Annotated in this window: 19 protein-coding genes, 5 tRNA genes and 1 other RNA gene; 12 read left to right on the plus strand and 13 right to left on the minus strand. The window is 43.6% G+C overall.

Going from position 1 to position 25471, the window contains the following annotated elements:
• Positions 1-482: 482 nt before the first annotated feature.
• From OCU38_RS04295 to OCU38_RS04320, 6 genes are all read left to right on the plus strand, one after another.
• Positions 483-2114, plus strand: coding sequence for an ABC transporter substrate-binding protein (locus tag OCU38_RS04295; RefSeq protein WP_261823886.1), 1632 nt, complete (start codon positions 483-485; stop codon positions 2112-2114).
• Positions 2115-2215: 101 nt separating this feature from the next.
• Complete coding sequence (oppB, locus tag OCU38_RS04300; protein WP_261823887.1) at positions 2216-3136, plus strand: oligopeptide ABC transporter permease OppB; 921 nt, start codon at positions 2216-2218, stop codon at positions 3134-3136.
• Positions 3137-3150: 14 nt separating this feature from the next.
• Entirely contained in the window at positions 3151-4053 is a 903-nt protein-coding gene (gene oppC, locus OCU38_RS04305; protein WP_021714902.1) for an oligopeptide ABC transporter permease OppC, read from the plus strand.
• 20 nt (positions 4054-4073) lie between these two features.
• Positions 4074-5048, plus strand: a complete 975-nt coding sequence (gene oppD, locus OCU38_RS04310; RefSeq protein ID WP_023405601.1) for an ABC transporter ATP-binding protein — start codon at positions 4074-4076, stop codon at positions 5046-5048.
• An 11-nt stretch (positions 5049-5059) separates the two neighbouring features.
• Positions 5060-6046 (plus strand): murein tripeptide/oligopeptide ABC transporter ATP binding protein OppF, encoded by a 987-nt coding sequence (oppF, locus tag OCU38_RS04315; RefSeq protein WP_261823888.1) that lies wholly within the window; start codon positions 5060-5062, stop codon positions 6044-6046.
• A 172-nt stretch (positions 6047-6218) separates the two neighbouring features.
• A complete protein-coding gene (locus OCU38_RS04320; protein ID WP_261823889.1) occupies positions 6219-7163 on the plus strand; it encodes a glutathione S-transferase family protein in 945 nt (314 codons plus the stop codon).
• A gap of 71 nt (positions 7164-7234) precedes the next feature.
• Here the strand turns inward: OCU38_RS04320 and OCU38_RS04325 are convergent.
• From OCU38_RS04325 to OCU38_RS04345, 5 genes are all read right to left on the minus strand, one after another.
• Positions 7235-7319, minus strand: a tRNA-Tyr gene (locus tag OCU38_RS04325).
• Positions 7320-7413: 94 nt separating this feature from the next.
• A tRNA-Tyr gene (locus OCU38_RS04330) sits at positions 7414-7498 on the minus strand.
• A gap of 94 nt (positions 7499-7592) precedes the next feature.
• Positions 7593-7677, minus strand: a tRNA-Tyr gene (locus OCU38_RS04335).
• A 94-nt stretch (positions 7678-7771) separates the two neighbouring features.
• Positions 7772-7856 (minus strand) — tRNA-Tyr (locus OCU38_RS04340).
• Positions 7857-7950: 94 nt separating this feature from the next.
• Positions 7951-8035: transfer RNA gene (locus tag OCU38_RS04345), tRNA-Tyr, on the minus strand.
• A 295-nt stretch (positions 8036-8330) separates the two neighbouring features.
• On the opposite strand from OCU38_RS04345, the gene OCU38_RS04350 reads away from it, so the two are divergent.
• Both OCU38_RS04350 and OCU38_RS04355 read left to right on the plus strand, forming a co-directional pair.
• On the plus strand, positions 8331-9470 hold the full coding sequence (locus OCU38_RS04350) for an efflux RND transporter periplasmic adaptor subunit (RefSeq protein ID WP_261823890.1): 1140 nt from the start codon (positions 8331-8333) through the stop codon (positions 9468-9470).
• Entirely contained in the window at positions 9470-12580 is a 3111-nt protein-coding gene (locus tag OCU38_RS04355) for a multidrug efflux RND transporter permease subunit (RefSeq protein ID WP_261823891.1), read from the plus strand. The genes OCU38_RS04350 and OCU38_RS04355 overlap by 1 nt, the downstream gene beginning before the upstream one ends.
• Positions 12581-12667: 87 nt before the next feature.
• On the opposite strand, the gene OCU38_RS04360 is transcribed toward OCU38_RS04355, so the two are convergent.
• Together OCU38_RS04360 and OCU38_RS04365 are read right to left on the minus strand one after the other, a co-directional pair.
• Positions 12668-13492 carry a DNA-3-methyladenine glycosylase family protein gene (locus OCU38_RS04360; protein WP_261823892.1) on the minus strand — a complete coding sequence of 275 codons (825 nt, stop codon included), beginning with the start codon at positions 13490-13492 and terminating at the stop codon, positions 12668-12670.
• A gap of 33 nt (positions 13493-13525) precedes the next feature.
• A complete protein-coding gene (locus tag OCU38_RS04365; protein ID WP_261823893.1) occupies positions 13526-14083 on the minus strand; it encodes a porin family protein in 558 nt (185 codons plus the stop codon).
• Positions 14084-14245: 162 nt separating this feature from the next.
• Between OCU38_RS04365 and OCU38_RS04370 the strand changes: the two genes are divergently transcribed.
• Entirely contained in the window at positions 14246-14581 is a 336-nt protein-coding gene (locus OCU38_RS04370; protein ID WP_390625239.1) for a DUF1244 domain-containing protein, read from the plus strand.
• Between the two features lie 106 nt (positions 14582-14687).
• Here the strand turns inward: OCU38_RS04370 and OCU38_RS04375 are convergent, their stop codons facing one another.
• Both OCU38_RS04375 and OCU38_RS04380 read right to left on the minus strand, forming a co-directional pair.
• Positions 14688-17378, minus strand: a complete 2691-nt coding sequence (locus OCU38_RS04375) for a glycosyl hydrolase family 18 protein (protein WP_261823895.1) — start codon at positions 17376-17378, stop codon at positions 14688-14690.
• 800 nt (positions 17379-18178) lie between these two features.
• The gene (locus OCU38_RS04380; RefSeq protein ID WP_261824232.1) at positions 18179-19246 is read right to left on the minus strand and encodes a PLP-dependent cysteine synthase family protein; all 1068 of its coding nucleotides are present in this window, start codon (positions 19244-19246) and stop codon (positions 18179-18181) included.
• Positions 19247-19376: 130 nt separating this feature from the next.
• Here OCU38_RS04380 and OCU38_RS04385 point away from each other — a divergent pair, with 130 nt between their 5' ends.
• Positions 19377-19844, plus strand: a complete 468-nt coding sequence (locus tag OCU38_RS04385) for an Lrp/AsnC family transcriptional regulator (RefSeq protein ID WP_023404853.1) — start codon at positions 19377-19379, stop codon at positions 19842-19844.
• 53 nt (positions 19845-19897) lie between these two features.
• Here the strand turns inward: OCU38_RS04385 and putP are convergent, their stop codons facing one another.
• The 3 genes from putP to OCU38_RS04400 form a co-directional block, all read right to left on the minus strand.
• On the minus strand, positions 19898-21331 hold the full coding sequence (putP, locus tag OCU38_RS04390; RefSeq protein WP_261823896.1) for a sodium/proline symporter PutP: 1434 nt from the start codon (positions 21329-21331) through the stop codon (positions 19898-19900).
• A 409-nt stretch (positions 21332-21740) separates the two neighbouring features.
• Positions 21741-22598 carry an acyl-CoA thioesterase II gene (gene tesB, locus OCU38_RS04395; RefSeq protein ID WP_261823897.1) on the minus strand — a complete coding sequence of 286 codons (858 nt, stop codon included), beginning with the start codon at positions 22596-22598 and terminating at the stop codon, positions 21741-21743.
• A gap of 278 nt (positions 22599-22876) precedes the next feature.
• On the minus strand, positions 22877-23179 hold the full coding sequence (locus OCU38_RS04400) for an MGMT family protein (protein WP_261823898.1): 303 nt from the start codon (positions 23177-23179) through the stop codon (positions 22877-22879).
• A gap of 60 nt (positions 23180-23239) precedes the next feature.
• Here OCU38_RS04400 and OCU38_RS04405 point away from each other — a divergent pair, with 60 nt between their 5' ends.
• Positions 23240-23974: a VP0952 family biofilm-associated protein gene (locus OCU38_RS04405; protein WP_261823899.1), complete on the plus strand. Its 735-nt coding sequence runs from the start codon at positions 23240-23242 to the stop codon at positions 23972-23974.
• 122 nt (positions 23975-24096) lie between these two features.
• Positions 24097-24193: signal recognition particle sRNA small type (ffs, locus tag OCU38_RS04410), an RNA gene on the plus strand.
• A gap of 377 nt (positions 24194-24570) precedes the next feature.
• Here ffs and OCU38_RS04415 read toward each other — a convergent pair.
• Positions 24571-25233, minus strand: a complete 663-nt coding sequence (locus OCU38_RS04415) for a glutathione S-transferase (RefSeq protein ID WP_261824233.1) — start codon at positions 25231-25233, stop codon at positions 24571-24573.
• Positions 25234-25471 lie beyond the last annotated feature (238 nt).

The raw sequence follows: 25471 nt of genomic DNA on the forward strand, positions 1-25471 counted from the left end.
ATTACAAAGCCCCAGTATTTCTGGGGCTTTTTTGATCTAGCTCATAAAATTTGATTAAAATTTACATTTTGTTTCTAAAATTTACCTTTGCTTTATGTAATGGCTTTTGGCTTTTGGTTTTCATTTTATGATTGATTGGTTAATGAAGTGTTGGTTGCAGTCCCTTAAATAGTGATCTCTATCACTCTTTTTTGATAAAAAGTGCAACAATTTAAGTCTGTTTTGATTTTTGTTGTTTAGATCACTGAATTTTTTATCTTGGTCGGAATTTAGTTCTGAAATATTGACCTATGCAGGAGTTTAAGTACTGCGGCATGACATTTTTATGGCAAATACTTTCAAGGATTGGTAACTTTGTTTCCATTCTTTATGTCTTATAGCCTTTTATATAATTTTACGGACACAAAATAGATAACAACAATGGCTATAGGTCCGCGTAAGGAATTCATGGATGCAACATTAAAAAACTGGAGTTTATTTGCATGTATAAAAATAAAATCACCCAAGGACTTCTTCTTGGAGCTAGCCTAGCCGTGGCTGCTACTTCTTTCTCCACTATTGCAGCACAAGTACCGGAAGGTACTAAGCTTGCTAAAGTTCAAGAATTGGTTCGAGGTAATGGTACCGAAGTCGCTTCTATTGACCCTCACAAAACTGAAGGTGTGCCTGAGTCGCACGTTATTCGTGACTTGCTAGAAGGTCTAGTAAACCAAGATGCAGACGGTAATACCGTTCCTGGCGTAGCAACAAGCTGGGAAACGACAGACAATAAAACATTTACATTCCACCTACGTAAAGAAGCAACATGGTCAAATGGCGACCCTGTAACTGCACAAGATTTTGTGTATAGCTGGCAACGTGCGGTAGATCCGGCAACAGCATCGCCGTACTCATGGTATTTAGAAATGACTACTATGACTAACGCCGCTGACATCGTTGCAGGAAAGAAAGACAAATCAACTTTGGGTGTTAAGGCAATTGATGACCATACACTTGAAGTACACCTAGATACACCACTGCCATACTTCGTAATGATGACTGGTCATACAACGATGAAGCCGGTTAATAAAGCGGTTGTTGAAAAGTATGGTGATCAGTGGACTCGCCCTGCAAACTTTGTAGGTAACGGCGCATTTGTGGTAAACAAATGGGTAGTAAACGAGCGTCTAGAGCTGACTCGTAACGAGAAATACTGGGACAACGCACATACTGTTCTTAATAAGGTGACTTACTTGCCGATTGAGAACCAAGTATCAGAAATGAACCGTTTCTTGTCTGGCGAAATTCAGATCACTAACGAATTGCCAACAGAGCACTTCCGTCGCCTACAGAAAGAGCATCCTGAAGCGGTGAACGTGAAAGGTAACTTATGTTCTTACTACTACGGATTTAACAACGCTAAAGCACCATTTGATGATGTTCGTGTTCGTAAAGCGCTTTCTTACGCTATCGACCGTGACGTAATCGCAAAAGCGATTCTTGGTCAAGGTCAAAAGCCAGCTTACTTCCTAACGCCTGAGATCACAGCGGGTTTCCACCCTGATCTTCCAGCTTACGGCAAGATGACGCAAAAAGAGCGTATTGCAGCGGCTAAAGAGCTACTTGCAGAAGCAGGCTTTGATAAGGGCCACCCACTAGAGTTTACTTTGTTGTACAACACCTCTGAAAACCACAAGAAGATTGCAACTGCAATTCAATCTATGTGGAGAAAAGATCTGGGTGTGAAGATCAAACTTGAAAACCAAGAGTGGAAAACGTACCTAGATACGCGTCGTGAAGGTAACTTCGATGTGACTCGTGCAGGTTGGTGTGGTGACTACAACGAAGCGTCTAGCTTCTTGTCACTAATGCAATCTAACAACAGCTCAAATGATCCTAAGTACCACAGCGATACTTATGACGCATTGATGGCGAAAGCTATGCTAGCAACAAGCGATGCACAGCGTGAAGATATCTACAACCAAGCGGAGCAACAATTGGCAACCGATATGCCAATCGCACCGATTTATCAGTACGTTACTTCTCGTCTTGTCTCTCCTACAGTAGGCGGATACCCAGCCAATAATGCTGAAGACAAGATGTTCTCTAAAGATATGTACATCATCGCTAAGTAATTACTTACGTTTAAAAACAATAATATGACCGACCTGCATGTGCGCAAGCGCATGCAGAGTCTTTTTACTTTTTTTTATTTTTGTCACAGACTGGAAGAATCATGTTTAAATTCATTGCTAAACGGATATTCGAAGCAATCCCAACATTACTGGTTCTCATTACGATATCCTTTTTCTTGATGCGCTTTGCGCCAGGTAACCCTTTCTCAAGTGAACGACCATTGCCTCCTGAGGTTATGGCAAACATAAATGCTAAGTACGGCCTAGATAAGCCAGTGCTTGAGCAGTACAGCACTTACCTGACTAACATCCTACAGGGTGATTTTGGACCATCATTTAAATATAAAGATTACACAGTAAATGAGTTGGTAGCTGACGCTCTGCCGGTTTCCGCTAAGATTGGCTTCTTCGCATTTATTTTCACCGTTATCATGGGGGTCACGGTCGGCACCATAGCCGCACTGCGGCAAAACACCTGGCTCGACTACTCGATAATGGCGACCGCTATGCTCGGGGTGGTGATGCCCTCATTTGTACTCGCGCCGGTATTGATTTACCTATTCTCAATTAACCTAGGTTGGTTCCCAGCAGGTGGCTGGCACAGCGGAGGTTGGGAGTACATAGTATTGCCTGTAATTGGCATGTCATTGCTATACGTTGCGACTTTTGCACGTATTACTCGTGGCTCAATGATTGAAACTCTAAACAGTAACTTCATCCGCACCGCTCGCGCGAAAGGATTGAGCTACCGTTACATCGTCTTTAAACATGCACTAAAACCTGCACTGCTACCGGTTGTATCTTACATGGGGCCTGCGTTTGTCGGCATCATTACCGGTTCAGTTGTTATTGAAACCATCTTTGGTTTACCAGGCATTGGTAAACTGTTCGTTAACGCCGCCTTTAACCGAGACTACTCATTGGTTATGGGGATCACAATTTTAATCGGGTTCTTGTTTATCCTGTTTAACGCTGTGGTGGATATTCTACTGGCCGCTATCGATCCTAAGATTCGCTTCTAAGAAAGGAATTATGCATGTTATCTAAAAAAGAAAATCTAGAAGCGATTGAAAAGTTCTCAGAGAACCTTGAAATTGAAGGTCGCTCGTTATGGCAAGACGCCCGCATTCGTTTTATGCGCAATAAAGCGGCGATGGTGAGCTTGTTTATTCTAGCCTTAATCACTTTGGCAGTTATCTTCCTACCTATGGTGTCTCAGTACGCGTATGACGATACTGACTGGTATGCCATGCATGCTGCACCTTCTATGGAGCATTGGTTTGGTACTGATAGCCTTGGGCGCGATTTGTTTGTGCGTACCTTAGTCGGTGGCCGAATCTCATTGATGGTGGGTGTATTGGGCGCACTGGTTGCGGTATTGATTGGTACTTTGTACGGCGCAGCGTCAGGCTTCATTGGCGGACGTACTGACCGTATTATGATGCGTATTCTAGAAATCCTATACGCGGTTCCTTTCATGTTCTTGGTGATCGTATTGGTCACCTTCTTTGGCCGAAATATCGTGTTGATATTTGTGGCTATCGGCGCGATTGCTTGGCTTGATATGGCACGTATTGTGCGTGGTCAAACCTTGAGCTTGCGCAGTAAAGAGTTCATCGAAGCGGCGCACGTTTGTGGTGTAAGCAAGTGGCGCATTATTACTCGCCACATTGTGCCAAACGTACTGGGTATTGTAGCGGTTTACTCAACCCTGCTTGTACCAAGTATGATTTTGACTGAATCATTCCTATCTTTCCTTGGTCTAGGCGTTCAAGAGCCGATGACAAGCTGGGGGGCATTGCTACAAGAAGGTGCTCAAACAATGGAAGTGGCTATTTGGCAGCTGACATTCCCGGCCTTGTTTATGGTCGTAACCCTATTTTGTTTCAACTACGTGGGCGATGGCTTACGTGATGCACTTGATCCAAAAGACAGATAAGAACAATAAGGAATTCAGTGATGAGCAATTTATTAGATGTAAAAGACCTGAGAGTAGAGTTTTCTACTCAAGACGGCACAGTAACCGCGGTAAACGATTTAAACTTCTCGCTTAAAGCGGGTGAGACTTTGGGTATCGTGGGTGAGTCAGGCTCTGGTAAATCACAAACCGTGTTTGCGATTATGGGTCTGCTGGCAAAAAATGGCATTATCAAAGGCAGTGCGAAGTTTGAAGGTAAGGAAATCCTAAACCTTCCAGAAAAAGAGCTAAACAAGGTTCGCGCAGAACAAATCGCCATGATCTTCCAAGATCCAATGACCTCACTTAACCCTTACATGAAGGTGAGTGATCAGTTGATGGAAGTGTTGATGCTGCATAAAAACATGGGTAAGTCAGAAGCGTTTGAAGAATCTGTACGCATGTTAGAAGCGGTAAAAATTCCTGAGGCGCGTAAGCGTATTACCATGTATCCGCATGAGTTCTCAGGCGGTATGCGTCAGCGTGTGATGATTGCGATGGCGTTGCTATGTCGTCCAAAACTTTTGATTGCCGATGAACCAACAACGGCATTGGATGTAACCGTTCAGGCGCAGATCATGGATTTGCTGAACGAGCTAAAATCGGAGTTCAATACCTCAATTATCATGATCACGCACGATCTGGGCGTGGTAGCGGGTTCTTGTGACAAAGTATTGGTGATGTACGCGGGCCGAACTATGGAATATGGCACAGTAGATGAAATCTTCTACTCGCCAAGTCATCCATACGCAGAAGGTCTATTAAGAGCGATTCCTCGTTTGGATTCAGAAGGTGAAATTTTGCCAACGATCCCGGGTAACCCGCCAAACTTATTGCGTTTGCCACCAGGTTGTCCTTATCAAGAGCGCTGTCACCGCGTAACTGATCGCTGTAAGAGCGAGTCACCGATCCTCACTCCATTTGGTGAGGGACGTCAACGCGCATGTTTTTCTGATCACGAGGCTTGGACACGATGAGCACATCACCAATGAATGATAAAAATTTACTACTGGATGTGAAATCACTAAAGGTTCATTTTCAGATTGCGTCTAAATCGGCTTGGCCTTGGAGCAAACCGACACCACTTAAAGCGGTAGACGGCGTTAATGTTCGCCTTTACGAAGGGGAAACTCTGGGCGTGGTTGGTGAGTCTGGTTGTGGTAAGTCTACTTTTGCTCGCGCGATTGTGGGTTTAGTGGAAGCCACAGAAGGCGATATTGTTTGGCTTGGTCAAGACCTGACTAAGATGCACGAAGTGCAGCGCCGTGAAACGCGCAAAGACATCCAAATGATCTTCCAAGACCCGCTAGCATCACTTAACCCGCGTATGACCGTAGGGGATATCATTGCTGAGCCATTGCAAACCTTCTATCCAAAGCTAAGCAAGGATGAAGTGAAGCAAGAAGTGAAAAAGATGATGGACAGAGTGGGCTTGTTGCCTAACGTTATTAACCGTTATCCGCACGAGTTCTCTGGCGGTCAGTGTCAACGTATCGGTATTGCCCGTGCCTTGATTCTAAAGCCTAAGATGATCATTTGTGATGAACCTGTATCGGCGTTAGACGTATCGATTCAGGCGCAGGTAGTTAACCTTCTTAAAGAGCTACAAAAAGAATTTGGTTTAAGCTTAGTGTTTATTGCGCACGATTTGTCAGTGGTTAAACACATTTCAGATCGCGTATTGGTAATGTATTTAGGCAATGCGGTAGAGCTTGGCGAGTCAGACAAACTGTTTGCTCATCCTAAACACCCATACACTCGCGCTTTAATGTCAGCAGTGCCAATTCCTGATCCTAAGCTTGAGCGCGCGAAGAAGATTGAGATGCTAGAAGGTGATTTACCGTCACCAATGAATCCGCCTTCTGGTTGTGTATTTAGAACGCGTTGTCCGGTAGCAACCGAAGCGTGTGCTAAAGAAAAACCGACCCTTGAAGGGGATGATATCCACGCGGTTTCTTGTTTTCACTCCTATTAATCTTTTTCGGCTGTGACAAGCCAGAGCGTGTTGTGTATGCAGCACGCTCTTTTTTGTTTATGCAAATGCAATGCTAATTCCACTCTCTTATTATTGCTATAAGTCGTTATTCTATAATCAAAAATTACAATTACTGCTTATACTGAATAAAGGTCAATTTAGGGAGTAAGTAATGGGTAAGTTAGTCGAAGGAAAATGGCAGGACATCTGGTACGACACTAAAGCAAGCCGTGGGAAATTTGTACGCGAAGATGCGGGGTTTCGTAATTGGGTACAAAATGCTGAGGATGCGCCTTTCAAGCCAGAATCAGGTCGATACCATTTATACGTCTCCTTAGCTTGTCCTTGGGCGCACAGAACATTGATCTTTCGAGCCATAAAAGGGTTAGAAGAGCACATATCAGCCAGTATTGTCAGCCCAGATATGCTCAGTGAGGGCTGGGAGTTTGATGTGCCTGATCCTCTGTATGGTTTTGATAAACTTCATCAAATTTACACCAAAGCCAAATCTGATTATACAGGTCGTGTGACCGTCCCTGTGTTGTGGGATAAACAGCAACACACCATCGTTAGCAACGAATCCTCTGAAATTATCCGTATGTTTAACAGTGAATTTAATGCGCTGACAGGCAATACACTGGATTTTTATCCTCAAGCATTACGCCAACAAATAGATGAGTGGAATGACTACATCTATCCCAATATCAACAATGGGGTCTATCGCTGCGGCTTTGCCACCACGCAACAAGCGTATGTTGAAGCTTATGACGCATTATTTGCCGCATTAGATAAAATTGATGAGCATCTCGCTACGCATCGTTATTTAACCGGCAGTCAACTCACCGAAGCCGATTGGCGTTTGTTTACCACATTGGTGCGCTTTGATGCGGTGTATGTGGGGCACTTTAAGTGCAATAAAAAACGCATTAGCGATTACCGCCGCCTGCAAGGTTATTTAAAAGAGTTGTATCAAGTGAGTGGGGTGGCAAAAACCACCAATATTGCCGAGATCAAGCGTCACTATTACTTCAGCCATACTGGCATAAACCCAACTCAAGTGATACCGCAAGGGCCAGATCTAGATTTTGAATCCGAGCATAACCGAGATTTGGTTTAGTCGATTTTTGATATTATTTATAGAAGCACATACAAAAACACCCGCTCAGTGAGCGGGTGTTTTCATTGAAGTGGTGGTGGGAGATGGATTCGAACCATCGAAGGCAGTGCCGTCAGATTTACAGTCTGATCCCTTTGGCCGCTCGGGAACCCCACCAGGGTATTTTTATACTTAATTAATGGTTTCCCAACCCGCTTAATCAAGTGTCCTTAACTGACGTACTCAATAGAGAGTGTCAATTAAGAGAATGTGGTGGTGGGAGATGGATTCGAACCATCGAAGGCAGTGCCGTCAGATTTACAGTCTGATCCCTTTGGCCGCTCGGGAACCCCACCAGGGTATTTTTATACTTAACTAATGGTTTCCCAACCCGCTTAATCAAGTGTTCCTAACTGACGTACTCAATAGAGATTGTCAATCAAGAGAATGTGGTGGTGGGAGATGGATTCGAACCATCGAAGGCAGTGCCGTCAGATTTACAGTCTGATCCCTTTGGCCGCTCGGGAACCCCACCAGGGTATTTTTATACTTAATTAATGGTTTCCCAACCCGCTTAATCAAGTGTTCCTAATTGACGTACTCAATAGAGAGTGTCAATCAAGAGAATGTGGTGGTGGGAGATGGATTCGAACCATCGAAGGCAGTGCCGTCAGATTTACAGTCTGATCCCTTTGGCCGCTCGGGAACCCCACCAGGGTATTTTTATACTTAATTAATGGTTTCCCAACCCGCTTAATCAAGTGTCCTTAACTGACGTTCTCATTAGAGATAATCAATCAAGAGAATGTGGTGGTGGGAGATGGATTCGAACCATCGAAGGCAGTGCCGTCAGATTTACAGTCTGATCCCTTTGGCCGCTCGGGAACCCCACCAGGGTGTTTTTATACTTAAGAATAGTTTTCCCAACTCTCTCCTCAAGTTCGGTGCGAATAATATCCAGAGGGAGTTTTTCTGTAAAGGATTTTCTTAAAAAAACAGTTCATATGCCCGAATTTTGCTCGGAATGGCTAAAAACCGTCACTTTCTTGGTCGTTTGAGGGGCTAGTTGCATATTATTTTTGAATAAAATTAGTCAGATAATGCGATAAAACGGAAATACTTTACATTGATTGACGTTACTGTCATTAAGAGCTGATAAAATGGCGCGCAGAAGAGGACAATAATAATATGAACATGAAAAAAAACTCCCAGCCATTCTCAAAAAAACTTTCTCCAACAGCTGTTCTTTTAATTGGAGCTTTATTTTGCGCACCATCTTTTGCAAATAAACCTCCTAAAGCACCGACTCACGTTGCAGTAACAACTCAAGCCGTGGGTGTTCATCATATTTCACAAACCTTATCCTTAGTGGGTAAACTTCAAGCATCTCAATCGGTCATTATTGCACCTGAAGTCAGTGGTACTATTGAGCGTATTGCGGTAAGAACGAATCAAAGCGTCAAAAAAGGCCAAGTCTTAGTTGAACTGAGCAAGGATAAAAGCAAAGCTACTGTTGCTGAAGCGCAAGCTTACTTAAATGACGAACAACGTAAACTTAACGAGTTTGAACGCTTAAGAAAGAGTGCGGCAATTACCTTGACTGAAATTGAAGGTCAAAAAGCCAGTGTTGATATTGCCAAGGCAAGATTAAACGCCGCCAAGGCAGAGCTTAACGAACGCACACTTACCGCCCCATTTTCTGGCCACATTGGCTTTGTAGATTTCAGTTTAGGTAAGTTCGTCAATTCTGGTACAGAACTTTTAACCTTAGATAACACTTCAAAAATGGAACTGGACTTACAGGTTCCTGAAAACTATTTACCTATGTTACGCACTGGTATGGCTGTTTCTGCTATTTCTAGTGCTTGGGGAGACGAAGTCTTTACCGGCAGTTTGCAGGGCATCGATTCTCGAGTAAACCCTGACACGCTAAACCTGCGTGTGCGTATCAACCTTGATAACAATCACCAAAAACTAAAACCGGGCATGTTGGTGAAAGCCACCATGAAGTTCCCAGAAATTGAAGCGGCTATCATTCCGGTACAAGCATTGCAGTACCTAGGTACGAAGCGTTTTGTTTATGTTGTCGGAAAAGACAACCGTGCAGAGCGTCGTGAAGTGTTCTTAGGCACTCGTGTAGAAAATGAAGTGGTGATTGAAAAAGGCTTAAACCTTGGCGAAACCATTGTAGTACAAGGTGTTGTCAATATGCGTGATGGCGTCGAAGTAAAAGATGTAAACGCAAAAGATGCCAATGATAAAAAAAGTAGCAAGCCTAAAGATGGCAAAGCAAAAGGCGCAAAAAAGAGCAGCGAGGTAGGTAAATAATGCTGTTATCTGATATTTCAGTTAAACGTCCCGTTGCGGCCGTTGTACTGAGCTTATTACTGTGCGTGTTTGGCATAGTGTCATTTTCCAAGCTTTCCGTGCGTGAAATGCCGGATATTGAAAGCTCAGTAGTATCAATTAGTACCCGCTATGAAGGGGCATCGGCCACCATCATTGAAAACCAAGTCACGTCAGTGATTGAAGATCAGTTAGCGGGTATTAGTGGTATAGATGAAATCACCTCTACCACACGTAACAGTATTTCTCGTATATCTGTTACCTTCGATCTTGGTTACGACTTGAATACCGGCGTGAGTGATGTGCGTGATGCGGTCGCTCGTGCAGCCAACCGCCTGCCTGATGAAGCGGACTCCCCAACGGTGTATAAAAATAACGGCAGTGGCGAAGCGTCAATGTACGTTAACTTGAGTTCTGACTATCTAGATAGAACTGAGCTGACCGATTATGTAGACCGAGTGCTACTTGACCGCTTTAGTCTATTGTCTGGGGTAAGCTCAGTCGATGTATCGGGCGGCCTATATAAGGTAATGTACGTTAAGCTCAAACCTACTTTAATGGCAGGTAGAGGCGTAACAACGGCTGACATTACCGCGGCATTAAAAGCGGAAAACATCGAAAGCCCAGGTGGTGAAGTGCGAAATGACGCCATTGTGATGTCAGTGCGCACCGATCGTACCTACAACAACGAAAAAGATTTTAACTATTTAGTGGTGAGAAACGCCGCTGACGGTACGCCTATCTATCTAAAAGATGTGGCAGACGTTTATCTCGGTGCTAAAAACGAAGATTCAACCTTTAGAAGTGATGGTGTGGTTAACGTCAGCTTAGGCATTATTCCTCAGTCTGATGCAAACCCACTCGATGTAGCTACAGCGGTTCATAAACAAGTCGCGGATATTCAGCAGTTTTTGCCAAAAGGCACTCGCCTAGCGGTTGATTATGATTCAACGGTATTTATCGACCGTTCTATTTCTGAGGTTTACAACACCCTTTATATTACTGGCGGCCTTGTGATCTTAGTGCTCTATATCTTTATAGGGCAGGCGAGAGCAACCTTGATACCGGCAGTAACGGTACCTGTGTCGTTGATTTCGTCCTTTATTGCCGCTTATTACTTTGGCTTTAGTATCAACCTGATCACCTTAATGGCGTTGATCCTTTCCATTGGTCTGGTGGTCGATGACGCCATTGTGGTGGTGGAGAACATTTTCCACCATATCGAACGTGGCGAAACGCCATTATTAGCCGCTTATAAAGGGACGCGCGAAGTAGGGTTTGCGGTTATTGCGACCACATTGGTGTTGGTGATGGTATTTCTGCCGATTTCCTTTATGGATGGCATGGTAGGTTTGCTGTTTACTGAGTTTTCCGTATTGCTGGCAATGTCCGTGTTGTTCTCATCACTCATCGCTTTGACTTTAACCCCAGTATTGGGCAGTAAAATCTTAAAAGCGAACGTAAAACAAAACCGTTTTAACAAAGGTGTTGAGTGTTTATTTGGTAAGTTAGAACGCTTATATCGTCGCTTGTTGGCGGTTGCCCTAAGATTTAAATGGGTGGCACCTATCGTTATTGTGAGCTGTTTTGCAGGCTCCTATTATTTGATGAAATCGGTACCGGCGCAGCTTACGCCACAAGAAGACCGCGGCGTATTATTTGCCTTTGCAAGAGGCGCAGATGCCACCAGTTATAACCGCATGGCGGTGAACATGGATGTCATCGAATCACGCTTGAAGCCGCTGCTTGGTAAAGGGTTATTAAAATCCTTCTCTATCCAGTCTCCGGCATTTGGCGGTAACGCTGGTGACCAGACTGGCTTTGTTATCATGATCTTAGAAGATTGGGCAGACCGTGATTTATCTGCAGGGCAAGCGTTGGGCGTTATTCGTAAAACATTAGCGGATATACCCGATGTAAAAGTATTCCCTATGTTACCCGGCTTTAGAGGTCGCTCGAGTGAACCTGTGCAGTTTGTGCTTGGCGGCTCCGACTATAAAGAGCTAGAAAAGTGGGCGGACGTTCTTAAAAACGAAGCCGATGCTAGCCCGTTTATGGATGGCGCAAGTACCGATTATTCAGAGAAAACACCGGAACTGGTGCTGTCTATTGATAAAGAGCGCGCCGCAGAATTGGGCATCAAGCAAAGTGATATTTCAGATACTTTAGAAGTGATGCTTGGAGGCAAGAGCGAGACGACCTATGTAGATAAAGGGCAAGAGTATGACGTTTATCTGCGCGGCGATGAAAACAGCTTTAATAGCAGTGCTGACCTTAGCCAAATCTACTTACGAACCGCTAAGGGCGATCTGGTGACACTGGATTCGGTGACCAAGGTGAACGAAGTAGCCTCTGCTATACGTCTTTCTCACTACAATAAACAGAAATCGATTACGGTCAAAGCCAACTTAGTTGAAGGCGCGACACTCAGTGACGCACTGGATTACTTAGACCAAAAAGCTATTGAGGTGCTACCAAGCGATATCTCAGTGTACTATTCTGGCGAGTCAAAAGACTTTAAAGAAAACCAATCTTCGATTGTGATGGTGTTTGGCCTAGCATTGCTGGTGGCGTACTTAGTACTCGCAGCGCAGTTTGAGAGCTTCATTAACCCACTGGTGGTTATGTTTACCGTACCTATGGGGATATTTGGCGGTTTCTTAGGCTTAGTGATTATGTCGCAAGGGCTGAATGTGTATAGCCAGATAGGGATGATCATGCTCATTGGTATGGTGACCAAAAACGGCATCTTGATTGTTGAGTTTGCCAACCAATTGCGTGATAGAGGCGTTGAGTTTGAACAAGCCATTATCGATGCAGCGGCAAGGCGTCTACGACCAATCATGATGACTGCGTTTACTACCTTAGCAGGCTCAATACCACTGATCTTCTCAACCGGTGCTGGTTACGAAAGCCGAGTTGCAGTAGGTACAGTGATCTTCTTTGGTATGGCATTTGCAAGTTTGGTCACGCTATTTGTTATCCCTGCTATGTACCGACTACTGTCGTTTAACACCAAAGCGCCAGGGCATGTAGAAGAGTTACTAAACCAAGCTATCGACCAAGATACTAAAGGACGCATTAGCCACTAGGTGACGTGATAAGCTTCGTTAATAAGCGATAAACGTACTAAAAATGCCGTTCACAGTGAGTGAATGGCATTTTTTTTGAAGAATAGGTTATTGATTCCACAAATGAAAAGTCGCGTAACTTCCATAGGGGCTAACATTGTCAGCGGTGAGGTGGGGAAATTTAGCCAGTGCTTTGTTAACTACTAAATCATTGCTTAAAAAGCAGTTCTTTTCTGATAGACCTCTTAATTGCACGTATTGAATTGTCCAAGGGCCGATACCTTTGATGGCAAGCCATTGGCTTGGGTGTGCTTGCGGGGATTCAATAATAAATTCTGCCAGTCTGTTTAGTGTTTCTTTACGTCGCTGGGGCATTTTTAAGAAGGAAAGATCGGCTGTGGCGACGTGTTGTGGGCTGGGAAAGTGCTGGTGGTTGGTTAATTGCTTGGTGAAGTGATTTAAATGATTAATTGCCGCTGTCACTGATATTTGCTGTCCTAGCACGGCGCGTACGCCTGCTTCCCAAGTGCTCCATACTCCGGGAATGCGAATGCCGGTGCGTTTGATTAATGTGGGTGCTAGGGCGTGAAGGTGCTTTTCTATCGCCTCTAAGTCTGAGTCGAGATCAAACATTCTGCGCACTGCATTAATGAGTGGGTTAAGCTGCGAATCACTACTTAATTGATACTCTAGGGTAAGGGATTGAGGATGCTTTTGTGATAGCCGAAACCATATCGGCATCTTGTCTATTTGCGCATGTCGCGTGTATTGGTGGTTATCTATTTGCTCTAGATGCGAAATGGCGCGCCGCTGATAAAATTCCAGCATGTATTGCCAATCTAGCGCGCCTTTATAGCCAAGCTCTATAACATTCGGCTCCAAAACATTAGGTTCATTAGTAATCGGTTGAAAGTTATCAGGCTGGATGATCACTATTAAAGTCCCTAGGTCATGGGGCAGAGGATCTTAAAAATCCAAACCAATGCTCATTTGCAGTCCATCATAATCTGCATCATAGCGGCCGACTCCAGAAGTTGCGTAACCATAGATGTATTCAGCACGAAGCCAGTAATCGGCATTGATATTCCATTGCAAGCCTGCGCCAACGGTAAATACCGAGCCTGTGGTATCACCGACATCGACTCTAGAGCCTGAACTGATATCGTGCCCTTTAATATGTGTGGCGATGGCACTGGTGCGGCCAAAGATCTCAAGGGGAGTATCCCCGAGCTCACCGGTGGTTGCGATGAGAGACAGCCCTAACTCGTAGTAGTTGATTTCAAAGGTTTTAGCATCATCCGAGGACTCAGAGTAACGGAAAAACCCTTCCATACTGAAGTGTTCGTTAAAGGATTGACCACCTCCAATAATGAAGCTTGGGCTCGCAAAAGTGTCTGTTGAATCTCCATCCGGGGAGAAACCAACATCACCAACGCCAAGGTAAAAAGAGTTGTTGCCAGCAGCCGCTGCTGAGAAGGAAAGCAGGGCAGTAGAAAGTACGCTAAAGAGGCGAAGCTTGTTCATTGTCATCCTTTATTACGTGTTAGTATTAACAATACTGATACCAAAAATAGCTAAATACGAAACCATTAATCAAGTGTTTACCCTGTAATGATAACAATAATATTACACAAGGCTGTTGATTATTATTAAAAACGTTACCCAAAACGTTAGATAGTGACCTAAATGACAAGGAGAGGGACATTGACTCAAGCTAAGCACCTGCAATTATCACAACAAGAGCAAGAACAACTGGATGCGGCGGTATTTCGCCGTTTACTGGCGCATTTAGACAATAATAAAGATGTGCAAAATATCGATTTAATGATTTTGGCGGGGTTTTGCCGTAACTGCTTTAGCAAGTGGTACACCGCAGAAGCCAAAGATAAGGGGCTAGATTTAGACATAGATGATGCTCGTTTGCGAGTTTATGGCATGACGTACGATGAGTGGAAGCAAAATCATCAACTGCCTGCGACGCCGGAGCAATTGGCGGCTTTTGAGACAAAGAATAAGAAATAAACGGTTGCCAGTCTTTTAAAAAATTACAGCACCTCAATAAAAAAGTCCCTCAGCAATGCTGAGGGACTTTGAAGAGACGCGTTACTTAATAAAACCTAACTATGGGTTAGTATTTACAAGTAGAAGAGCCTAGGTTAACCCATACATCTTCAACACCAGGTTCATCACCTTGTGTCCACCATTTAGCCTGCCAGCGCGAACCGTTGTGGTTAGTTTGCTCTGTACCTGCGTATGCAATAGCTGCAGACCATGGTAGTTCGATTTCTGAAATCAGTTCCCAGCCTTCAGCAGTAGGGCTTGGTTCTGCTTGAGTCCACCATTTAGCTTTGTAAACAAGGCCTTTGTGGCTCACTGTTTCGTTAGTGTAGGTGTTACCTGCTTCCCATGCAGGGTAGTTTGGTGCTGCTGGATCTGTTGATGAACATTGGTTGCCGCCATCGGTATCGCCGTCACCAGAGTCGCCACCGTCGCCTTCACCGCCATCAGTATCACCGTCATCGCCACCGTTGTCTTCTTCGATGTTTGCAACGTGAACACGTGTTGTAGCGCTTGCTGACTCTTCGCCATCAGTGACTGTAACATCGATAGAGAACTGCGTATCAGCCGCCACTTCAGGAGCGGTTAGTACGATGCTGTTCTCATGTCCGCCATCAATAATAACGAAATCAGAAGGTACGTTCCAAGTGTATGCCAGTGAGTCGCCATCTGCGTCAGCTGCGTTTGCAAGCAGAGTAAACTGTGCATTTTCGTCAACGTAAACGGTTGGGGTAATAGCAATTGTTGGTGGTTGGTTTGTTACTTCAGCTGTGTTGGTAATCACAACGCTGTCAGAAGACGATGCGCCATCTGGATCAGCAACAGTTAATGTGAAGGTGTAAGACACATCAGCTTCTGTGAAAGGTACATCCACAGTTGGCTTAGCGCTGGTGTTATTAATAATAGTCACCGCGTTGCCGCCAGTTTGTTGCCAGCTAAAGGTAAGAGCTTCACCTTCAGGATCTGATGATAAAGAACCATCAAGAGTGACTGAAGCAGGGCCCGTTACAGTCTTATCAACACCAGCACGTGCGATAGGTGCACGGTTTGGTTGCTCAGGATCTGTAACAGAATCACCGTGGCCTAAACCTTCATGCATTGCGTTAATTAGGTCGCCGTTATCGCCATCCATTTCCCAGTGGAAAATACCCGCCATGCCATTTGCTAGCGCGTATTGTGCTTTCGCTTTAATAGAGCGAGGGTCATCATAAGTAATCAACTCGCCAGTTGATTCTTTGAATAGGTATGGTGCTTCTGCCGCTTCATCGTAGCCGTACACAAAACCTTGTGCTGCGCCGTGGTTTTCTGCGATATCACGGTAATCTAGTACGCCATTTTCCCAAGTGCCGTTGATAGGACCTGTTGCGTTACCAGTAAACGGATTGCCATCGGTAAAGCCGTGTACGCCAGACCAACCGCGACCGTATGCTGCGCCACCGATAACCATTTTCTCGATAGGAACGCCTTGCTCAAGAAGGATCTCTACGCCGCGAGACGTGTAGTATTCTGACTCATCAGGAACAGTGTTTACGCCTGATTTATGCAGTGCTGCTTGGTGGTTTAGAATGCTAGTGTTCCATGCACCATAGTAGTCGTAAGACATTAGGAAGATGTGGTCTAGGTATTTAGACGCTTCACCGTAGTCTACTACAGCCAGTTTATCGTGACCGATGTTGATAGCAGAGCCTAGCTCGTAGTAACGACCGTTTTTCTCGCCCAACTCGTCTAGCATTTCACGTAAGTCTTTCATCAAGGTTACGTAAGTTTGGCCGTCGATATCTTTGTTACCTAGGTTAGGGTTTGCACCGCCACCACCAGGGAATTCATAATCGATATCAACACCATCGAAGAATTTCCATGTTTCTAGGTATTCACGTACCGATTCAACGAATGTATGACGGATTTCATCATCATGCATGAAGAAGAATGGGTCAGATAGAGTCCAGCCACCGATAGAAGGTAGGATTCGTAGATCTGGGTTGGCTTTCTTAGCCGCCATCATTTGCGCAAAGTTACCTTTGTATGGCGCAGACCACTCTTCAGAACCTTTTAGAGGTATTTGTACAGCTGCCCATGGGTCATGGATAGCAACTTTAAAGTCTTCACGTCCAGCACAGGCATTTTGTAGTGCTTCAAACGAACCTTCGATAGTTTTCAACGAATCGTTTAGACCATGGCCACCACACATTGGCACAAAGCCGTAAATCATGCGGTTTAAGTTTTGTATTGGCGCTTTGTCGATAGGGTAATCACGACCGTAGACTGCCCACTCAACCACGTAAGTACCGACAATCTTGTCTGTCGTGTTTTCGTATGGCTTGTTGTTTTCAGTCCAAACTGTTTCTAGTGGTTCAATGTGGCTGCCGTCAGTATCTGCAATGGTCAATAGAGTTGTTTTCGAGCGGCTTACACCGTCTGCGTTTTCAAGCTCAATAGCCATGTCATAAAGACCGCCTTTGTTCATCTTAAAGACAGCTTTGTTTGCAGAAGCGTCGCCTTCCCACACTACGTTACCGTCAAGAAGGACACGAGCCGTATCAGCAGGGTCGCCAGTCCATACATCCCAAGTGACTTCAATGTCTAGCTCAGTATGTACAGCTTTAACAACTTTCTGGTAGGCAACAGCTTCTGGATCAACCTCAACCATTGCGTATGTGTGATCACCCCACGATAAAACGGGTTCACCAGGGGCTGCTGCAAATGTTGGTGCAGCAAAAATGGAGCCTATAATGGATAAAGATAAAAATGATTTGTTAAACATAAACGCTAACCTTAATAAAATAAAAGCATTTTCCATTGGGGGATATCTAGTTCGAACATCAAGATAAATTAGATAATATTCTTATTTTTATCCTGACTTTACTTATCATTAAAAAGTGAAATAAAAGGTAAATCTCAAGCAGTTTTTCAATGTAAGTGTTCGAAAGACAATTTGATTATGTATTCAAAATTATCATTATTAAATGAATAACTATTATTTCAGTCAATATATGCAACACAGTACGCAACTTAATAAAAATTCTTGCATAGAAAGCAATTCTATTTCAAAAATAGTTTATTTTTGTCACAAATTAATGATATAAGCACGACCAAAATTAACTGTGATCTAAGTGGTTTTTGGTGCTTTTAGATGAGATTAATCACAGTTTTGCTTATTTATGCCTTTATTTTCAATGTGTTAAGTGTGACCTGTGTAAATGCTTAATTTTTGACGAGAATCTAAATTATTTAATTTTAAGAGAAAAACAATGAGGTGATATTTATATTTTTTATAGTGTAAATAAAATATCTTTGTTAATTAAAATGGTGGGGATATATTAATTGAAAGGTGAGTTGTAAGTGATGTTTTATTATTGGAGGTAGAATCAGTTAGGTCTGAGTTACGTATATTAGCCATGCTAATTTATCTTATATAAAGAACTTTAATTTATAACATTATTTATTTTTAACTGTGTTCAATTAGGATCTCATACCATAAAAAGATGGCGTCGAATTATATAGGACGCCATCTGGAAATCAGAAGCTCGGGTATATTTAGTGATCTTGATTGTAATTGTTTATTTATTGCGCCATTAAGGTTTGTAAATGGTCGTTGCTTGGCTGGATGTCACCAATAGTTTGTGCGATCCATTGTGGGTTGTAGTAGGTATCTAGGTATCGTTCGCCACTATCACACAATAAGGTGACTATAGAACCTGTCTCTCCTTGGTCACGCATTCTTCGAGCCAGTTGAAACACGCCGTACAAATTCGTCCCAGTAGAAGGGCCTACTTTGCGTCCTAGTTTGCCGTGTAGCCATTGCATGGTGGCGATAGAGTGTGCATCTGGCACTTTAATCATTTCATCGACTACACCCGGAATGAAGCTAGGCTCCACTCTTGGTCTGCCAATACCTTCGATGTTACTGCCACTGTCATGGGTAATAGTGGCATCTTTATTATGGTAGTAGTCGAAAAATACCGAGTGAGTAGGGTCGACAACACACAGCTGGGTATTGCATTGCTGATAACGAATGAAGCGACCAATCGTTGCAGACGTGCCGCCAGTACCCGGACTCATCACTATCCAAGTAGGAACAGGATGTTGCTCTAGTTTCATTTGCTCAAAAATAGAGTTGGCAATGTTGTTGTTACCGCGCCAATCTGTGGCGCGTTCCGCGTAGGTAAATTGGTCCATATAGTGACCATCTAGCTCTTGTGCTAAACGATGAGATTCGGCGTAAATTTCATCAGAATGATCAACCAAATGCGCTTTACCGCCGTAAAACTCAATTTGTTGTATCTTTTTCTTCGCCGTACTTTTTGGCATTACCGCAATAAATGGCAAACCTAATAGACGAGCAAAATACGCTTCAGAAACCGCAGTGCTACCGGATGATGACTCAATGATTGGCGTTTTGGGGCCAATGTGACCATTACACAAGGCATACAGAAACAAAGAACGCGCTAAGCGATGTTTTAACGAACCGGTTGGATGAGTGCTCTCATCTTTAAGATAGATATCAATACCGGAAAAGGCTTCCACATCCAGTTTGATAAGATGAGTATCAGCTGAACGCTGATAATCGGATTCAATAATCTGAATCGCACGATTGGTCCAAGATCGAGTGCAAGTGTCTTCAGTGTTCATCATCGGCTTCCTAGGTATTATTGACGGTATACGTATAATTTAGCCTTAAATGCAGAGAAAAACTTACCTATCGATGTGCTCATTAGTCTAAAATAGAGAAAAATTTTCTACAAAAGTAAGGTTTTATGAAATGAATATCGATAAAACGGACAAGAAGTTACTCGCCTTACTACAAAAAGACGCCACTTTATCATTGAGCGATCTTTCTGAGGCGGTGAATTTGACCACTACGCCCTGCTGGAAGCGCTTAAAAAGGTTAGAAGAAGCGGGTGTGATTCAGGGGCGTGTAGCGCTGTTAGATCCGGAAAAGCTGGGTTTGGCGTTTACCTCCTTTGTGTTGATTAAAACCAGTGACCATTCCCATGAGTGGTATCAAATGTTTGTCGATAAAGTTTCAGAACTAGAACAGGTGATGGAGTTTTATCGAATGGCAGGGGATTACGATTACATGCTAAAAGTGCTGGTCAAAGACATGCAAAGTTTTGATGCTTTTTATAAAACGCTGGTTAATGTGGTGCCGGGCATTTCCAATGTGACTTCCACCTTTGCCATGGAATCCATCAAATACACTACCGAACTGCCGTTAGAGGGTGTTTGAATCACATAAAAAAGGCGAGACATTATGCCTCGCCTATATCAAATAGTATTGAACTAGATTTGCAGCTGAATAAGCGTGTTTTGTGATGGTGCTTTAGTCACTTTACTGACTGCCACAATCGAGATAAACGACAGAATAAACGCTGGTAGCAATTCGTAGAAGTATTCACCTTCAATGGAAACGTAATTCTTCACCACAAAGATACTGACCGCACCCACAATCATGCCTGTTACTGCGCCGGCTTTGGTAGTGCCTTTCCAGCATAGTGACAAGATCATCAATGGGCCAAAGGCTGCGCCAAATCCGCCCCATGCATAACCGACCATCGATAAGATAGAGCCATCATCGTTGGAAGCGATAATCAGTGCAAATACCGCAAAGCCAACCACGCCTAAACGGCTGATCCATGCTTTTTTGTTCTCATCAAGTTTGCTGATAAAGCCAACGTCTTCGGTAAGTGAAGAGGTAAGAACCAACAACTGAGAATCGGCAGTAGACATCACTGCCGCCAGTACCGCCGCTAAAATAAAGCCAGCAAATACAGGGTGGAATAGAGCATCAGTTAATGCCAAGAAGATGCGCTCTTTATTGCCATCTACGCCAGAGACGGCTTCTAACGGATGAATTGCATCATAACCAATACCAATCAAGGCGATAGAGATAGACAGCACTAAGGTTAAGATCATCCATGAAATGCCAATACGACGTGCTTTGGCGATGTTTTCAACTTTGTCGATACCGACAAAGCGCGCCAGAATGTGCGGCTGACCAAAATAGCCCAAGCCCCATGCTAACAATGATGCGGCGGTGATAAGACCTGTCGAGAACTCAAAGGCTTCTGGTTTTATGTCACTGATCACAACATTTGAATCGGCAATCACTGAATAGCCAAGCAGCATACAAAACGCCAGTGCGGCCAGCATTAAAATACCTTGTACTAAGTCAGTCCAACATACCGCCATGTACCCGCCAAGGAAGGTATACGAAATCACCACAAATGCGGTGACATACAGAGCCACTTCTTCAGTTGTGCCAAAGCTGTGAGCAAAGAGTAAGGTACCGCCTTTGAGTCCTGATGCTACATATAAAGTGAAGAAGAAAAGGATAACAATAGTAGAAACAGTTTTGATTAGACCGGTATTATCTTCAAATCGTTTAGATAAGAAGCTGGGTAGAGTGACCGTACTACTTGCTTCAGTTGCAACGCGCAGACGTGGCGCAACAATCAGCCAGTTTAGGTAAGCACCTAAGGTTAAACCGACGCCAATCCAAACGCCTTCAACTAGCCCACTTGCGAAAACAGCGCCAGGTAAGCCTAGCAATAGCCAACCACTCATATCAGAAGCGCCCGCGCTGACCGCTGAGGTGACAGGGCCTAGTGTGCGTCCACCAATAATAAAGTCTTGGTTATTGTGTGTTTTCTTCATCGAATAGTAGCCAATACCAAGCATTGCTGCGAGATACAGACCAAATTGTAAATAAATCATATACTGCCTTTACGTCCGTGGTTTAAAAGGTGTGAGTTATAAAAAGAACAACTGCTACGACAGTGTTACATGTTGTGTTGCAATTGTTAATTTATTTATTCATTTAGCCACGAAGTATCACTGAATTAAATGTTAATAATTGTTTGTAATTCAATGAGTTTTTTCGGTGTTCTGCGAAATGGCTAAGCTAAATTCGGCAAAGGCAGGGGTGAAATAGGCAATAGCCACGATGACAAAAAAGGGTGGCAAATTCATTGTCATTTACCTGATGAGAGTCGCGGAGAGCGTATGAGCGAAAATAAGGGAAGTGGTATTAAAGTGGGTTGTTTGAAATAAAATCGCTTTATAGGAACGCCACGCGCCAGCTTTTGTCAGCTAAGCCCAACAGCGTCCCTGTTTGGTTTTAGTTTTAGCTTTGACGCATGACACCTTCTTGAACGGCGCTTGCCACTAGATGACCAGCGCGGTTATACAGCTCACCACGAACCAATCCGCGAGAGTTGCTCGCCGTAGGGCTATCAATTACATACAACAACCAGTCATCCATCTTAAACGGACGATGGAACCACATGGAGTGATCTATGGTAGCAACCTGAAACTTGGGCGTTAGCAAACTGACCTGATGTGGATGTAGCGCCGTAACCAAAAATCCCCAATCAGAAGCATACGCCAACAGATATTGATGGATCAGTTGATCATCAGGCAGTTGACCGTTGGCTTTGATCCATAGGTACTGCTTAGGCTCTTCTTTGTGCGGTTTAAGTGGGTTAACCACTTTTACCGGACGCACTTCAATGGGTTTCTCGCCACAAAATACTTTTTGGATTTGCTCTGGCAAAAACTGCGCAATTTGTTGAGCAAGCTCTGTCTCCGAGGCAAAGTTCTCTGGCCCAGGAATATCAGGCATAGTGTTTTGATGTTCAAAACCAGGCTGATCGCCGTGATAAGACGCGGTGAGATAGAAAATAGGGCGTCCATTTTGAATTGCTTTTACTCGGCGAGTGCTAAAGGTTCTGCCGTCACGTAGATGTTCAACATCATAAATGATCGCTTTTTCAGGATCGCCCGGACGCAAAAAATAGCTATGAAATGAGTGCACACTTCTATCATTAGGAACGGTATAACGGGACGCAGAAAGTGCCTGTCCTAAAACTTGACCGCCATATACCTGAGGTAATCCAAGATGTTCACTTTCACCGCGGAACAATCCCAGTTCCAGTTGCTCTAGCTGTAAAAGTGTCAATAGTTTATTAAGTGTTTTACTCATCTGACCTCCGAGTTGATTTCAATCGAAAATACCCGCTAATACTCATTTAGACAAGTGCTAATTGTGATGAGCTGCAAAGTAATCTTGCTGAGACAGTGTTAATCAAAATAAGCCAGCGCAATGAGTTAGCGTGAATAAATAGGGTGGGGCAGGAAAACAGAACTGCTGAGAAGGGGACCGCAGCTTTACTTGGCGAAAGTATTGTAAAACTATCGCCAAGCAATAAATGCAACATATAAGTAACATCTAATAAAAAGTGATTCTAGATACGTTTTTGGCTATGGCTGCCAGCGAAACTGCTTTAATTTCACTTTTCCTGCGCGAGTAAACACAATACCTTCCTCCATCAACCGTGATTGTTGACGTTGTAAATCAGCCCCTTTTAAAGAAATCTCACCTTTACTGTTGATGACTCTATGCCATGGCAAGGCTGAGTCTTCGGGTAAATTGCCTAAAATAGCGCCTACCTGCCTCGCGTAGCCTGGAAAGCCTGAAAATTTAGCTATATCTCCGTAGGTACTTACCATACCTAAAGGAATTTGATTAATTAAAGCAAAGACATTGTGTTTAAAATGATGCATAATTGTAGGTGACTGTTAAATAAATTGAGGAATAAAAACAGTAGTCGCAAGGAGGCGAATATGATGTTTTCTACAGTTCAGTTCTTTATCACCACATTATTGGCGATAATATGTGCGCAATCCATTGATGTAAGCCAAGGCAATATCCCTGTTTTGGCTCTCGCTATTCCCGCACTTTGGATAATGTCGCGCTCACGCGCCTCGGGTATTTTTCTGCTAGTCGGACTGTGCCTATTTGGCTCCACGCTTGCCTATCAACCCACTGCGCTTTCTGTTTCCATGTGGATCTTGTTCCCGCTGTTAATGGTAGCATTTTCTAAGCGATGTACGAACAACGCACGTTGGGGCGTATTTAGCTTCTTTGTGTTTATGCAATCTGGGATCATTTACTCACAGATGCAAGGCATATTAAGTGGTGCACCCATCTTTACTTTACTGCAAATCGCTAGTGTTTCAATGATTTGGCTAGCAGCGGTGTCATGGAAGACATCCTCTAAACATAGCTGGTGGGCACTGTTTCTGGTATTGCCGTTACTGATGGCAGGCATGGCTCACGCCGCGCTTATCTCACTTACCATAGTAGGCATCATGGTATCGATGGAAAACATGGCAATAAGCAAATCCAAACTTCTAAAGCTGCAATGTTGGACCCTACCTACCGCCGCCTTTGCATCGCTCGTGGCAATGCCAAGCGGTAATGTACAAGGAATTGTACTGCTAGTGTGGCTATTGATATTAGCCGCAATTTGGATGACAGATTACATCTTGCGTATAAACGAAGAGCTTAGCGATTAAAGTTTCAACGCTTAGCGCTAAGTTATCAGAAAAGCTATAAAAAGCACTTGTATAAAGTCTGAGGATGATGAATAATCCAAGCACTTCTTTAGCAAAAGCATTTGTTGAAGTCGCTCTATGGGGGTTGGTCCTCTCGCAACAATAGTTCGTGAACTCGGTCAGGTCCGGAAGGAAGCAGCCGCAGCGAATGACTTGTGTGCCGGGATGTGGCTGGCCCCCACCCAATTCTACCTAGTTTCATTCTAAGTTCTTCATACTTAAAGATTTTCTTAAATTCTCTTATCAAACATTTTGCATTCCTCGATCGCGTTTAAGTTATTTTATCTTTTCTTTTCAATGCCGTTGTCGTTAACAAATCACTGTAATTTTCGAGCCTTGTTTAATGATTGATGCAAGATCGCGCTTTTTCTACAACAACCGTTAAAATCGACAGCTTTCTAATTACGCGATTAGGCTACAGCAATAGGGAACGGTTTAACTGCTTCAATTCAACCCTGTTCCTTTATATTGAGTAATTAGTTCTCGCCTGGGGTTAACCCTTTAAACAGCGCAAAGCTCCTCTAGATGTTATTTCTATTCTATATGGCGATATTTCACTACAAATAGCCGTCTTTTCGACACTCTATCCAGAGTTCATGTTGTTTCATCACCTTAGAAAAGAGTGCCCCTTGCAAATAGCCATTTAGCCATTTTCGCAACTTAGGGTAGGGGCTTTGACGGAAGTGCGACTTTTCAACTTTGGCGAATTTACGCATGAAAGGGAATAATGCAATATCCACTAGACTTTCGTTGTCGGAGAACAAATAAGTGTGCTTGCAGAGTCTTTCCTCAAGAGAATGCAAATATTGTTCACACGCTTGACGGCATTCATTCAGATTGTCGTCGTGGTAGCGTTTGGCGCAACTGTACGACTCCAATAAAGGGATAAAATTGTGTTCAAAATGGACAATGAAAGAGAGCATCAAAGGTAATGCCTGCGGGTCTTCTTGATGTAATAGGTCATCGGGATCATCTTGTCTCAACGCCCAGAGCATAATATCTAGGCTCTCATCTAAGATGAGGGGGTGGTTTGTTTCTTTTTGTTGTAAAACCAACACAGGCACACTCCCTTTAGGGGAAGCGATTAGCATTTCCTGTGGCTTGTTATCGAGTTTAATTGCTCGGATGAACACCTTTTGCCGGGCTTTGATAAGCGCTGTTCTTGCTCTCATAGCATAAGGGCAATGTTGTAAAGAATAGAGTATTGGTATGTTTTTCATATAGTTAAGTGTAGTGAATAAATTGCTCAAGCGACCTTTTAATTGCAATTTTTTCTTACTATGAACACAACTAGAGTTTTGAGGGTCAGTCCACGGGGTCAGGTCTTTCATTTTGCATTTAAAGATCTATTTTATGCAAAACGTAATACCTACCTCCATTATTCCTGCATTACTGAGAAGAAGACATGGCTACAGGCGACAGATAAGTTCTGGAAGAGGATGCTGTTACAGACGGGAT

The sequence above is a fragment of the Vibrio neonatus genome, from assembly GCF_024346975.1.
In the GTDB taxonomy this organism is placed as follows: Bacteria; Pseudomonadota; Gammaproteobacteria; order Enterobacterales; family Vibrionaceae; genus Vibrio; species Vibrio neonatus.